Source organism: Mycobacterium shottsii, assembly GCF_010728525.1.
Classification (GTDB): Bacteria; Actinomycetota; Actinomycetes; order Mycobacteriales; family Mycobacteriaceae; genus Mycobacterium; species Mycobacterium marinum.
Map to the genome: position 1 here is coordinate 3,807,280 of NZ_AP022572.1, position 12,827 is coordinate 3,820,106.

10 protein-coding genes and 4 pseudogenes are annotated in these 12,827 nt (G+C 65.4%); 12 read left to right on the top strand and 2 right to left on the bottom strand.

Features of this window, described 5'->3' with window-relative positions:
• Nucleotides 1–393: 393 nt before the first annotated feature.
• Both G6N41_RS17490 and G6N41_RS17495 read left to right on the top strand, forming a co-directional pair.
• Nucleotides 394–2,739 (top strand): PPE family protein, encoded by a 2,346-nt coding sequence (locus G6N41_RS17490; RefSeq protein ID WP_231608562.1) that lies wholly within the window; start codon nucleotides 394–396, stop codon nucleotides 2,737–2,739.
• Nucleotides 2,740–2,813: 74 nt separating this feature from the next.
• The gene (locus G6N41_RS17495) at nucleotides 2,814–3,125 is read left to right on the top strand and encodes a hypothetical protein (RefSeq protein WP_198968064.1); all 312 of its coding nucleotides are present in this window, start codon (nucleotides 2,814–2,816) and stop codon (nucleotides 3,123–3,125) included.
• A 10-nt stretch (nucleotides 3,126–3,135) separates the two neighbouring features.
• Here the strand turns inward: G6N41_RS17495 and G6N41_RS17500 are convergent.
• Nucleotides 3,136–4,007: pseudogene (locus G6N41_RS17500) on the bottom strand (IS5 family transposase).
• A gap of 67 nt (nucleotides 4,008–4,074) precedes the next feature.
• On the opposite strand from G6N41_RS17500, the gene G6N41_RS17505 reads away from it, so the two are divergent.
• From G6N41_RS17505 to G6N41_RS17515, 3 genes are read left to right on the top strand one after another with little or no spacing between them, the layout of a single operon-like run.
• Nucleotides 4,075–4,314 carry a hypothetical protein gene (locus G6N41_RS17505; protein ID WP_198913343.1) on the top strand — a complete coding sequence of 80 codons (240 nt, stop codon included), beginning with the start codon at nucleotides 4,075–4,077 and terminating at the stop codon, nucleotides 4,312–4,314.
• A complete protein-coding gene (locus tag G6N41_RS17510) occupies nucleotides 4,290–4,445 on the top strand; it encodes a hypothetical protein (RefSeq protein WP_198965232.1) in 156 nt (51 codons plus the stop codon). Before G6N41_RS17505 ends, G6N41_RS17510 begins: the two co-directional genes overlap by 25 nt.
• 10 nt (nucleotides 4,446–4,455) lie before the next feature.
• Nucleotides 4,456–5,004 carry a hypothetical protein gene (locus tag G6N41_RS17515; RefSeq protein WP_231608476.1) on the top strand — a complete coding sequence of 183 codons (549 nt, stop codon included), beginning with the start codon at nucleotides 4,456–4,458 and terminating at the stop codon, nucleotides 5,002–5,004.
• Between the two features lie 68 nt (nucleotides 5,005–5,072).
• Here G6N41_RS17515 and G6N41_RS17520 read toward each other — a convergent pair whose 3' ends face one another.
• Nucleotides 5,073–5,546, bottom strand: coding sequence for an SDR family NAD(P)-dependent oxidoreductase (locus tag G6N41_RS17520; protein WP_231608563.1), 474 nt, complete (start codon nucleotides 5,544–5,546; stop codon nucleotides 5,073–5,075).
• Nucleotides 5,547–5,648: 102 nt separating this feature from the next.
• On the opposite strand from G6N41_RS17520, the gene G6N41_RS17525 reads away from it, so the two are divergent.
• The 7 genes and pseudogenes from G6N41_RS17525 to G6N41_RS17555 form a co-directional block, all read left to right on the top strand.
• Nucleotides 5,649–6,935: a PucR family transcriptional regulator gene (locus G6N41_RS17525; protein ID WP_198965249.1), complete on the top strand. Its 1,287-nt coding sequence runs from the start codon at nucleotides 5,649–5,651 to the stop codon at nucleotides 6,933–6,935.
• A gap of 123 nt (nucleotides 6,936–7,058) precedes the next feature.
• Nucleotides 7,059–7,526 (top strand): 2,4'-dihydroxyacetophenone dioxygenase family protein, encoded by a 468-nt coding sequence (locus tag G6N41_RS17530; RefSeq protein WP_198965250.1) that lies wholly within the window; start codon nucleotides 7,059–7,061, stop codon nucleotides 7,524–7,526.
• A gap of 3 nt (nucleotides 7,527–7,529) precedes the next feature.
• Nucleotides 7,530–7,913: a DUF1330 domain-containing protein gene (locus tag G6N41_RS17535; RefSeq protein WP_198965251.1), complete on the top strand. Its 384-nt coding sequence runs from the start codon at nucleotides 7,530–7,532 to the stop codon at nucleotides 7,911–7,913.
• A 156-nt stretch (nucleotides 7,914–8,069) separates the two neighbouring features.
• Nucleotides 8,070–9,593 (top strand): MFS transporter, encoded by a 1,524-nt coding sequence (locus tag G6N41_RS17540; RefSeq protein WP_198965252.1) that lies wholly within the window; start codon nucleotides 8,070–8,072, stop codon nucleotides 9,591–9,593.
• Nucleotides 9,594–9,602: 9 nt separating this feature from the next.
• Nucleotides 9,603–10,655 (top strand): annotated as a pseudogene (locus G6N41_RS17545) (molybdopterin-dependent oxidoreductase); the annotation flags it as partial.
• A gap of 47 nt (nucleotides 10,656–10,702) precedes the next feature.
• Nucleotides 10,703–11,574: pseudogene (locus G6N41_RS17550) on the top strand (IS5 family transposase).
• A gap of 10 nt (nucleotides 11,575–11,584) precedes the next feature.
• A pseudogene (locus G6N41_RS17555) lies at nucleotides 11,585–12,758 on the top strand (molybdopterin dinucleotide binding domain-containing protein); the annotation flags it as partial.
• Nucleotides 12,759–12,827: the final 69 nt, after the last annotated feature.

Genomic DNA, 12,827 nt, shown 5'->3' on the forward strand with positions numbered 1-12,827 from the left:
TCGCGTTTCGGGGCGGCGGTGAAGTGCATTTCCCGGGCCGATGCCATCCGGACTGCGGTATGCGGAGTTCTCTCGGCATTCAGAATTCATGCGGGGATTTCTTCCAAACAGGGATATTTTTCCGCCGTTGCCAGATATGTTTTTGCTGCCAAGTTGCTTGATTCGACCGGATCAGCGGCCTGCCTGTCGCGGGCGGAGGCACGCAATGATGCGGGGTCACGCTCAGCGGCCCATCGGCGATGTGGCGCCGGTGTGGGTGAAGCCGTGAGTTGGCACGCGAGGCGGGCTCCGGCTAGGTGTGCACGGTTGGCCGGGCGGGTCAGGCGATAGCGGTCGTAGGTACGTGGTGGTGGGCGACAGCGCAGGTGCTGTGAACGGGAACGGACGGATGCAATGAATTTTTCAGTGTTGCCGCCAGAGATCAACTCACTACGACTGTTTGCCGGCGCCGGGCCCACATCGATGCTGGAGGCGGCAGCAGCGTGGGGGAGCCTGGCTGACGAGCTGCAGGTCGCGGCGTCTTCGTTCTCGTCGGTCACGGCCGGCCTGGCGAGTGGAGCATGGCAGGGGCCGGCTTCGGCAGCGATGTCAGCCGTAGCCGCACCCTATGCGAGCTGGTTGAGCGCGGCGGCGGCCCAAGCCGCGGGCACGGCCGGGCGGGCGACGGCGGCGGCGGCGGTGTTCGAGGCCGCACAGGCCGCGATCGTGCATCCAGCAATGGTGGCAGCCAACCGCAACGAGCTGGTGGCGCTGGTGATCTCCAACCTCTTCGGTCAGAACGCACCAGCGATCGCGGCGACCGAGGCCGTCTACGAACAGCTGTGGGCCCAGGACGTGGCCGTGATGGCGGGCTATCACGCAGGAGTCTCGGCGATAGCGCAGCAGTTGGCTCCGTGGCAGCAGGCGCTGGCCCTGCCCGCCGCGGATGCCGACTTCAGCCTCTCTATCTTTGGTCTGCAACTGGTGAAGACCGGTACCGCGAATGCGACCACGACGTTCGGCGGGGTGGCGATCGCCTCGGGTGCGAACAGCTCGGCCGATGCCGGCGTGGCCGATATCGCCTTCGCCTTCGGAAGCGGTAGCAGCGCCTCCGCCACCGGTGGCGTGCTCAACATTGCCGGGGTCGGCGGCGCCAATAGCTCGGCCAGCGCGACCGGCGGAATCAACATCGGCACCGGTGCGCTCGCGTTCGGCGACGGCAACACGGTCAACGCCAGCTCCATCGGCGTCGCCAATATCGGCACGGTGGCCGCGGCGTTCGGCAACAACAACTCGGTGACCGCGATCGCCAACGGGGTGGAGAACAACGCCACCGTTGCGGCCGCGTTCGGCAATAACAACACCGACGTCTCGGCGATCGTCAATGGTGTGGAAAACACCGGTGTGGTGTCGGCCGTGTTCGGCAGCGACAACTCCGGAGTTTCTGCCAACGCGTTCGGTGTGGAAAACAACGCCATAGTTGCCACCGCCGCCGGCTCTGGCAACAGCAATGTGATGGCCAACGCCGGCGGTGTGGGCGCCAATGAAATCCTGGTGGCAGCGGCACTCGGCAACAACAACTCGGCCATAGCCAACGCCACCGGCGTGGGCGGCACTCTCGGTACCGGCGCCATTTCGTTGATCGGGAACAACAATACGCTTTATGCCGACGCCACCGGCGCCGGTCACATCGGCACCGTCGCCAGCGCGTTGTTCGGCGACAACAATGGAGTCAAAGCCACTTCCTTCGGCTTGAACAACATCGCGACGGTGGCCACCGCGGGCGGCAGCGGCAACACCACGGTTGCGGCCGAAGCCAGCGGCGCCGAGAACGTCGCCGTCTTGGCCACCGCGTTCGGCAACAACAACCCCACGGTCACGGCGAACGTCTTGGGTGCGGGCAACCTCGCGACTGCGGCCACCGCGTTGGGCAACAACAACACCATCAATGCCAACGTAGTCGGCTTGGAAAACATCGCCACCGTGGCGACCGCGGGTGGCAACGACAATGGAGTCGGAGCCAGCGGTGTTGGCGCGGGCGGCAACCTCGGCACCGTCGCCACCGCGTTCGGCAACGAAAACAACGTCACGGCGAGCGCCTTCGGTGCGGGCAATATCGGCAACGTTTCCAGCGCGTTGTTCAGCAACAACAACACGATCTCCGCCAGCTCGATCGGCGTGGAAAACATTGGCACCGTGGCCACCTCGATCGGTGACAACAACACGGTTTCGGCCACCAACGGGTTGGGTCTGGGCGGCAACATCGCCACCGTCGCCACCGCCTTGGGCGGCCAGAACAATACCGTCAGCGCCGAAACCGGCACCGGAGGCGGCAATATCGCGTCGGTGTCGACGGTGTTGTTTGGTGAGAACAACACGGCTTCGGCCAGTGCGATTGGTGCGGGCAATATCGCCAACGTGGCCACGGTGTTGTTCAGCGATAACAACACGTCTAATGCCAGTTCGTTTGGGGTGGAGAACATCGCCGCTGTGGCGACCTCCTACGGTTATGGCAACAATGTGACGGCGACCAACTCGTTGGGGCTGGGTGGCAATATCGCCACGGTGGCCACGGCGTTGGGTGGTCAGGACAACACGGTGAGCGCTCAGGCCGGTGCTGGTGGGGCGAATATCGCTCAGGTGGCCACGGTGTTGTTCGGTGACAACAACACGGCTTCGGCCAGTGGGCTGGGTGCGGGCAACATCGCGGACGTGGCGACGGTGTTGTTCGGCGGCAAGCATCACGAAAAATGCCCGTGAAGCGTCCTCGGTGCATCACGTAAAAATGCCCGCGAAACGGTCGATCCTTGGCAGGCATGGGAAGTGGGCTGTCGATGTCGTCTCGGGCCGAGATCACCGCGAAGTTCGCCAGGGCGTATGTGGGGGCGCCGAAGGCGGGCAAGGGGCAGATTCTGGATCAGGTGGTGGCGGTCACCGGCTGGTCGCGTGACAACGCCCGGCGGCGGTTGAGGGCGGCGGCCGCGCCGCCGGGAGCGGGTCGGCAGGTCGCCAAACGGACTCGCCGGCAACGCAATCCGAAGTACTCTAGGATGCGCTCAAGGTGTTGCAGAAGGTGTGGGCGGCCTCAGGCGGGCAGTGCGGCCGGTATCTGGCCGCTTCCATGGCACTTCAGTTGGATGCTCTAGGTCCTGTCTGCTAATTGCGGACGCGGTGGTAGGTGATGATGGCGGCCAGGGTGACACCGCCGAGGTAGGTCAGGGCGTATTTGTCGTAGCAGGTGGCGACCGCGCGCCAGTGTTTGAGCCGGTTGAAGCTTCGCTCGACGGTGTTGCGGTGCTTGTAGATTCGGCCTGAGAACCCCGGAGGCCGTCCTCTGTTGCGGCCTTTGGCTTTGCGGCGGGTGATCTGGTCGCTGCGCTCGGGGATGGTGTGGGCGATCTTGAGCCGGCGCAGCTGTGCCCGCGTCGAGTCATGGGAGTACGCCTTGTCCGCCAGCAGGTGAAACGGGGCGTATGAGTTGCTGCACCGGGCGGCCAGCAATGGCCAAAGCATCGGATTATCACCGGCTTGACCGGCCGACAGTGCCAGGGTGACCGGACTGCACAGCTGGTCGGTCAAGGCGTGGATCTTGGTAGTCAGCCCGCCGCGGGAACGCCCAATGGCGTGGTCATCGGGCTCATCGAGATATTTCTTGTAATTCGACAGATCCCCTGTGCGGCGCCCGGGCGCGCTCCGGCTGCGTGTTGGTGGGCGCGCACACTGGTCGAATCGACCGACAACAGTGCGCCCAGGTCGGCGTCCTCGGCGTCGAGGTCAGAGGCGATCGCCGCGAAGATCCGCGCGTAGATGCCATCGACCGACCAGCGTAGATGCCTCTCGGCCACCGATTGCCAGGGACCGAAGTGCTCGGGCAGGTCACACCACGGAGATCCCGTACGGTAACGCCAGATAATGCCCTCCAGAGTACGTCGATGATCGTTCCACGGCCGGCCACGCCGCCGCCCCGCAGGCAACACCGCCACGATCAGCGACCACAAATCATCAGAAATCGCATGCGTCCGCATCACCCAAACAGCATCAGCCAAAACACCATTCACATTAAGCAGACACGCCCTAGAACGCCACGGCGAACTGGTGGACGGCCGTGACCGTTACGGCCCGGCGGTGCGTGCCGAGCTGTTGGCGATGAGCAGCGCCACGATCGACCGCTACCTGCGCGGCGCCAAGGCCCGCGACCAGATCTCGGGTGTGTCGACGACGAAACCCTCCCGCTGCTGCGGTCCTCGATCACCATCTGCAAAGCAGGCGATGAGGCCGAAGAATCTCCGGGGTTCTTCGAAGGCGACACCGTGGCGCACTGCGGCCCGACACTGAAAGGTGAGTTCGCCCGCACGGTCAACCTCACCGACATGCACATCGGCTGGGTGTTCACCCGCACGGTGCGCAACAACGCCCACCCCACATCCTGGGCGCCCTCAAAACCGGAATTACTAAAATCCCTATAAGGTAACGGGTTTGGACTTCGACAACGGCACCGAATTCCTCAATAAGGCGGTCATCAAGTGGGCCGCGGACATGGAGATCTTCTTCACCCGCTCACGGCCCTACAAGAAGAACGACCAGGCCACCATCGAGTCCAAAAACAACCACCTCGTGCGTCGCTACGGGTTCTACTACCGCTACGACACCGACGAAGAACGCGCCGTGCTCAACCGGCTGTGGCACCTGGTCAACGACCGGCTCAACTACCTGACCCCCACCATCAAACCCATCAGCTACGGCTGCAGCCGCGACGGTCACCGCCGCCGGCTCTACGACAAGCCCCAGACCCCCCTGGACCGGCTGCTGGCCGCCGGAGTCCTCTCAGCGGCCCAACAAACAGAGCTGCTCACCTACCGCAACAGCCTCAACCCCGCCGCGATCGCCCACCAGATCGCCGACCTGCAAGCCGCCCTGCTCAGACTCGCCAAAGACAAGACCGAACAGCTCTACCTCGCCGCCATACCCGCCGCTCTACCCGCCCTCAAAGCCGGCATCCGCATCAAAAGCAAGACCACCACCTGACCCCGATTTCGCGGGCATTCCTTACCTGATGCATGAACCAGGTTTCGCAGGCATCTTGACTTGATGCATCACGGCAGACCCGCGGCCGAGGAAAGGTTGACGACGTGTCCGCCCCGACCGGACTCGATCATGGCCGGGAGAAAGGCCTCACAGCCATGGACGACACCCATCACGTTGATCGATACCAGCCAGTCCCAGTCTTTACGGCTGGTGTCCAGGAACCCCCCGATGAGGCCAACTCCGGCATTGTTGACCAGGAGGTCCACCCCGCCGAAGTGGCCGAGGGTGGCGTCGGCGAAGGCGGTCATCTGCTCGGGATCGGACACGTCCACCCGGCGGGTGATGACGTCATGTCCGAACCCGCGGGCGGTTTGTGCGGTATCGGCCACCGCGGTGTCGTTGATGTCGCAGAGCGCGAGATCGGCTCCGCGTTGCGCGCACAGCAGGGCCAGTTCGCGGCCGATGCCGCTGCCGGCACCGGTTATCGCCACCACTCGGCCAGCGAGATCTGAGGTGTTGGTTCCTGAGTTGAGTTTGAACATGGTGAGCAAAGTACGGTCGGCCCGATGCGGCCGTCTCGTACGCAAATGCCAACTTTGGCCGGGGTGATTATGACGTCGCGACAGCGGGACTAGATTCCGGCCATGGAGCTACAGTGGCCGCCGGCGTGCGATGCCGAGGCGCAGCGGGTCTGGCGGCGGGTTCTGGTGCCGCTCGCGGCCGAGATGGGTACTCAGGCCGCCGACTTGGCCCAGCGCGCGGTCGCCCGGATGCAAGCCGAAGTGCCGCAATTGTTCCCCGACGAACAGACCGTCAAAGAGAACCTGGTCAGCACCGAAGCCAGCCTTCGCCAGCTGGCCCAGGTGATCGAGGCCGGCGCCGACCCGCGCCAAGTGGAGTTGCCGCCGTCGACCCAGGCCATCGCGCGCGCGGCGGTGCCGCGCCAAGTTGCGCTGGCGGACTTGTTGCGGTTTTACCGGCTGGCTCAGGAGCTGTTGTGGCAGTGGATGTTCGGCCGCATTACCGCCGATTCCCGAGACGCTGCCGAGCAGGCGAAAGCGGTGGAGCTGGCTACGGGATGGATATTCGGCTACGTCGACGCGGCGTTGATGCGCGCCGAGCGGGCCTATGACGTCGAGCGAGAGGCCTGGCTGCGGGGGGCGACCGTCGCGCGCGCCAGCGCGATCGACGACATCGTCGCCGCGCGCGAGCGCGACCCGCAACGGGCATCAAAGCGGTTGCGCTATGACGTCAGCACCCAGCACCTCGCGGTCATCGCCTGGATCGATAGGTTGCCCGAGGACGGCGATGCTCAGCCGCTGCTGGGCCGGGTGTTCGCCGACCTGGCGCGCGCCACCGCCGCGCAGAGCACGCTGGTGCACACGCTGGGATCGCTGGCGGTCGCCGGATGGATGAGCGGTCGAGGCTCCCTGACCGTGCGTGACGCCCAAGTCGGTGTCGCCGGGTCCCCGGCAGGCGTACGGCTAGCCCTTGGCGATCCGGCGCGGGGACTCAAGGGGTTTAGGCGCAGCTATCTCGAGGCGACGTATGCGCATCGCGTCGCGTCGCTGATGGGGCGACGCGCTGACGCCGTGACGCTGTACCGCAGCGTCGCGGTTGCCGCCCTGGCCAGTGCGGATCGCGACCACGCCGTCTTTTTCGCCACCCGGGTCCTGGGCGGGCTGGCGGCCGCCGACGAAGACACCTATCGGATCGCCACGACCCTGGCGGTTTTTCTGGCCGAAAATCGCAGCCGAACGCGGGCGGCCAAGCGACTCAACGTGCACCCCAACACCGTCAGCTACCGGGTGAATCAAGCCGAAGCGATCCTGGGCCGTGCCGTGGACGCCGACGTCTTCGAGCTGTCGGTGGCGCTGGCGTTGTTGCCGGTGCTGCCCGGGCTGGCGCAGGGCCGCTCCGGGGAATTGTGATCTGAGCACAATCGGGGTCGGCGTGGTTGTCGCAGCGCACCGAGCGCGGGGCTGGCTCTTGCTCCTACGTTTTGCCTCAGCCGCATCGCGGCGGCAAACAGGCACCATGAAGGAGCACGAGAAATGCAGACCCTGCAAGAACTCGACGTCAACTACATGAGCGGCATCGACAACCCATGGATTCCGTTCACCCCGCTCACCGAACAGGTCTTCCTGAAGTACTGGAAGGTCGATCCGGTCCGCGCCGAAATCATCGTGTCGATGAAATTTCCTGCCGGACTAGAACTTCCACCGCACTACCACACCGGCATCGTGGTAGGCCACACCGTGAGCGTGGCGTGGCGGTACCAGGAGAACAACTGGATTTCCCGCGCGGGCGACACCGTCTACGAGGTGGCCGGCTCATCGCACACCCCGGAAAGCCTGGAAGACACCGAGGTGTTCTTCTTCCTGGTCGGCGAGCTGCTTTTTCTCGACGCAGACAACAAGATCCTGTGGCAGGAAAACCACAAGACCTCCATCGAGCGGTACACCAGCTACTGCGCCGCCAACGGGATCGCCTCGCGTGATCTGACCAGCTGGGGTGGGTGACCCATGACCGCCATCGAACCCAACGAGAACCAGCTAGCCACCATGATGGCGGCAGCCGCCGATCTCGACACCCCCGTGGTCATGATCAACCTGCTGCAGTTCAAACCGGACGGGGTAGCCAACTATCAGCGCTACGCCAAAGAGGTCATGCCGTTTCTGGAAGCGGTGGGCGCCACCATCGAGTACGCGGGCGAAGCCAGCCACGTTGTCGCCGGCGATATCGACCGCCCCTTCTGGGACGCCATCGTCGTGGTGCGCTACCCGTCGCGGGCGGCGTTCGTGTCCATGGTGACCAACCCGGGCTATCACGAGAACGCGCACGTGCACCGCGCGGCGGCATTGCAGAGCACGCATCTGGTGGCCACCGACCCGTGGATGCAAATCTGACCGGAAGGCCGCCCGGCGGGCCCTGGCCACATTGCCGACCGGCTCGTGACCGCAGCTGTTTCTCGCGCGACTATCGGGGCATCCTGGTGTAGTGAGGGCTCACCATCGCCAGGGCGTGGCTCCCGGGCCGGAGGGACTCGGGGCGAATGTGCTGAGATGACCACCAACGGTCGCGCCATCAGGGGCGGGCTTGCCGATGCAGTCGACGGTCCGGCCCGGATGCGGGTGATCGTGCTGCTGGCCTTGGTGGTCGGGTTGGAAGGCGCCAGCAACGGCACCATCGGCGCCCTCGCCGTGGCCTTGAAACAGGCCTTCGGGATCACCAACTTGCAGGTCGGCCTGCTGGTAACGGCGTCGACCGCGATCGGGATCGTCGTCATGCTGGTGTCGGGGACGCTGGCCGACCGGGTCAACCGCACCCGCCTGCTGTGGATCACCGTCTTGATCTGGTCGGTGGCCATGGCCCTCGGCGGTATCAGCGCCGGGTACGGCTGGCTGCTGGCCAGCCGGGTCGCACTCGGGGTGGTCGTGGCGGTTGGCGGCCCGGTTGTCGCGTCCCTGATGGGCGATTTCTTCGCTCAGCATGAGCGGGGGCGAATCTACGGCTTCGTCTTGGCGGGTGAGGGAATCTGCACCGCGCTGGGGGTGCTGGTTTCGGGCTGGTTGGCCGCCATCACATGGCGGTTGAGTTTCCTGTGGCTGGCGGTGGCCGGATTGCTGCTCACGCTCGCCTTGGCCAGGACGGTGCCCGAACCCGCGTGTGGCGGCGACACATTCGGCGCGAGTGCGGGCAGCGATCGTCGGGACTGCGCGAACGACACCCTGGCGGCAGCGGTGATCGCCCAACGCCTCAGCGCGCACCCACACCTCGTTCTGCAGGAGAGCCCCGAAGGCCGGTCCCTGCGCTGGGCGGTGGGCTATGTACTGAAAATTCGGACCAACGTGGCCCTGATAGTCGCGTCGGCGTTCGGATACTTCTTCTACACGGGGCTGGGCACCTTCGCGGTCGCGCTGCTGCGCAGCCGATTCCGGATCAGCCAGACACTGGCGATTTCGTTGATCGCGATCATCGGAGTGGGCGCGCTGATCGGAACGCTGTGTGCCGGGCGCCTCGCGGATTGGTTGATCGGCCGCGGTTACCTCGGCGCCCGGTTGGGCGTCGCCGGCTCGGCATTTCTGGTTGCGGGCGGGTTCTTCGTACCCGCGCTGCTCACCGACAACGTCGTCATCGCCGTGGTGGCGGCCTTCCTCGCGGCGATCGGGCTGGGCGGGGTCAATCCGCCAATGGACGCGGCGCGACTGGACATCATGCACTCCAGGTTGTGGGGGAGGGCCGAGCCGATCCGCACCACCCTAAGGTCCGGCTTCACGGCGGCAGCCCCGCTGGTTTTCGCCCTGGTATCCATGCAGTTGGCGCCGCAGCGGCGCGCGCCCGGCCAGGTGGCAACCGCATCGACCGGGCTGACGCAGACCTTTCTGATCATGCTCACCGCGCTGTTCCTGGCGGGCACCCTGATCCTGACGGTGGCCCGGCGCAGCTACCCGCGTGACGTGGCTACCGCGCTGGCCTCCGAGGAGGCTACCGAGCGGCATCGGCGCTCGCAGCGGGGCGCTAAGGCCGCGGTGCTCGACCCCGCCGATCGGCCGGAGCCACTTCCGCGACTGCGCGTAGCGGAATAAGGTGGGTGCATGGCCACGGTCGATGATGACAGGCACCTGCACACGTGCCCGCTTTGTGAAGCCATGTGCGGCTTGGAGATTCGGGTAGCCAACGGCCCGTCCGGCGGTCGGGTGGTCGGCATCCGGGGCAACCGCGACGACGTGTGGAGCCGCGGACACATCTGCCCCAAAGGCGCGTCGTTGGGCGCCTTGCATGACGACCCGGACCGCATCCGGCACCCGATGATCAAGGTCGACGGACAATGGCACGAGGTGAGCTGGGACGCGGCATTTCGCCGCTGCACCGAATTGCTGGCCCCGGTGATCGACACCTACGGCATCGGCGCGGTCACCGCCTACACCGGTAATCCATTGGCGCACTCTTTCTCCCTGGCTCGCTATGCCGGTGTGCTGCTGGGCATGTCCGGCATGCCGGTCACCTATTCGCCGGGCACGGTCGACCAGTGGCCGAAAAACCTCTCGTCGCACCTGATGTACGGGGGCTGGTGGACGTTTCCGGTACCCGACATCGAACGCACCGACCTCCTGGTCATCATGGGCGCCAACCCCGCCGCATCCCAGGGCTCGCTGCTGGCCGCGCCCGACGTAATGGTCCTGATCGACGCGATTCGTCAACGAGGCAAGGTCATCGTGATCGACCCGGTCCGCACGGTCACCGCCGCGCGTGCCGATGAGTGGCTGCCCATCGTGCCCTGCACCGATGCGGCGCTGCTACTGGCGGTCGCACACACGCTGTTTGACGAGGACCTGGTCAACCCCGGGCCCCATGTCGACGGCGTCGACACGATGCGCCGGGTTGCCGCGGACTGGCCGCCGGCCCGGGTGAGCGCGGTCACGGGCATCGAGGAGGAGCGCATCCGGCGGCTGGCTCGCGAGCTCGCCGGTACCCACAAGTCGGTGGTGTACGGCCGAATCGGCCTGTGCAATCAGGAGTTCGGCAGTCTAGCGAGCTGGCTGGTCGACGTGATCAACATCTTGACTGGCCACTTCGACACCCCCGGCGGCGCCATGTTCCCCCGGCCCGCTGCCTGGTCTATCACCACGCAACCATTGCCGGGTCTAGGGCGTGTCTGCTTAATGTGAATGGTGTTTTGGCTGATGCTGTTTGGGTGATGCGGACGCATGCGATTTCTGATGATTTGTGGTCGCTGATCGTGGCGGTGTTGCCTGCGGGGCGGCGGCGTGGCCGGCCGTGGAACGATCATCGACATACTCTGGAGGGCATTATCTGGCGTTACCGTACGGGATCTCCGTGGCGTGACCTGCCCGAGCACTTCGGTCCCTGGCAATCGGTGGCCGAGAGGCATCTACGCTGGTCGGTCGATGGCATCTACGCGCGGATCTTCGCGGCGATCGCCTCTGACCTCGACGCCGAGGACGCCGACCTGGGCGCACTGTTGTCGGTCGATTCGACCAGTGTGCGCGCCCACCAACACGCAGCCGGAGCGCGCCCGGGCGCCGCACAGGGGATCTGTCGAATTACAAGAAATATCTCGATGAGCCCGATGACCACGCCATTGGGCGTTCCCGCGGCGGGCTGACTACCAAGATCCACGCCTTGACCGACCAGCTGTGCAGTCCGGTCACCCTGGCACTGTCGGCCGGTCAAGCCGGTGATAATCCGATGCTTTGGCCACTGCTGGCCGCCCGGTGCAGCAACTCATACGCCCCGTTTCACCTGCTGGCGGACAAGGCGTACTCCCATGACTCGACGCGGGCACAGCTGCGCCGGCTCAAGATCGCCCATACCATCCCCGAGCGCAGCGACCAGATCACCCGCCGCAAAGCCAAAGGCCGCAACGGAGGACGGCCTCCGGGGTTCTCAGGCCGAATCTACAAGCACCGCAACACCGTCGAGCGAAGCTTCAACCGGCTCAAACACTGGCGCGCGGTCGCCACCTGCTACGACAAATACGCCCTGACCTACCTCGGCGGTGTCACCCTGGCCGCCATCATAACCTACCACCGCGTCCGCAATTAGCAGACAGGACCTAGAAGGTGGCGTCGCCGAATTCGGTCGCTGGCATACCCGGGTGCGCGGTGCGAAGGAAGTCCTGGGCCAGGCGCCGGTGTCCTGTCTAGCCGAAGAGATCGCCACCCCGGGGGGATGGGCAGCTCCGGGCGCTCATCACGATCGCCGGCAACCCGGTGCTGTCCACACCCGGAGGTGACAAGCTCGACGAAGCGCTGTCTTCGCTGGAAGCGATGATATCCGTTGACCTTTGGCTCAATGAGACGACGCGGCACGCGGATGTGATTCCGCCCGGGCTGTCGCCGCTCGAACAGCCCCATCACGATTATCTGGTGCTGCAATTCGCGATCCGCAGCTTTGCGAAGTACTCCGCGCCGGTCTTCGATCCGGGCGATCGCCCGCACGAGTGGGAGATCCTGATTCGGCTGACCGGGCTGTGCACCGGCACGCCGGACGAGGACGTCGACGTCGCCGCGATCGATGACGGATTCTTTGATTATCTGGCTTTTACCAAGGGATTTGACGGTGCGGCGATCCGTAAACGCTACGAGCATGACGGCTGGGCGGGCGGGCCAGAGCGGATTTTGGATCTGACATTGCGGACCGGTCCGTTCGGCGATCGCTACGGCCAGAAGCCCGGCGGACTGACGCTGGACATGCTCAAGGCCAATCCGAACGGCATCGACTTCGGACCCATGGTGTCGCAGTTACCGGACATTTTGGGGACCCCGGAGAAAAAGATCCGGCTGGCCCCGCAATACCTCCTGGACGATCTGCCCCGGCTGGCACCCAGAATGGATCGGCCGGCCGAGCAGTTGGTCCTGGTCAATCGCAGACACCTGCGATCGAACAACTCCTGGCTGCACAACGTGCCGGCGCTGATGAAGGGCAAGGATCGCTGCACGCTGCTGATGCATCCGGACGACGCAGCCCGCAACGGCATCACCGACAACGACACCGTGACGGTGAGATCGTCGGCCGGCGAGATCACGGTGCCCGTCGAACTCACCTCGGCGATCAAACCGGGCGTGGTCTCGATGCCCCACGGTTGGGGGCACGGCAAACCGGGCACCCGGCTGGCGGTGGCCAACAGCGCACCTGGAGTCAACACCAACGTGCTGTCCCCGCCCACCTTGCTCGACGAGCCCTCTGGCAACGGTGTCCTCAACGGCATCCCGGTGACCGTGAGCTGACGCCCCGACCTCGTCGGCAAGGCCCGCCAGATGGGCAAAGCGGCTCGCCCGGTGCAGACCCAACCGACA

What these genes read in the sequence shown, in the direction of transcription:
- G6N41_RS17490 (WP_231608562.1), top strand. Translation starts at nt 394, where the DNA reads ATGAATTTTTCAGTGTTGCCGCCAGAGATCAACTCACTACGACTGTTT.
- G6N41_RS17495 (WP_198968064.1), top strand. Translation starts at nt 2,814, where the DNA reads ATGTCGTCTCGGGCCGAGATCACCGCGAAGTTCGCCAGGGCGTATGTG.
- G6N41_RS17520 (WP_231608563.1), bottom strand. Translation starts at nt 5,546, where the DNA reads ATGTTCAAACTCAACTCAGGAACCAACACCTCAGATCTCGCTGGCCGA.
- G6N41_RS17525 (WP_198965249.1), top strand. Translation starts at nt 5,649, where the DNA reads ATGGAGCTACAGTGGCCGCCGGCGTGCGATGCCGAGGCGCAGCGGGTC.
- G6N41_RS17530 (WP_198965250.1), top strand. Translation starts at nt 7,059, where the DNA reads ATGCAGACCCTGCAAGAACTCGACGTCAACTACATGAGCGGCATCGAC.
- G6N41_RS17535 (WP_198965251.1), top strand. Translation starts at nt 7,530, where the DNA reads ATGACCGCCATCGAACCCAACGAGAACCAGCTAGCCACCATGATGGCG.
- G6N41_RS17540 (WP_198965252.1), top strand. Translation starts at nt 8,070, where the DNA reads ATGACCACCAACGGTCGCGCCATCAGGGGCGGGCTTGCCGATGCAGTC.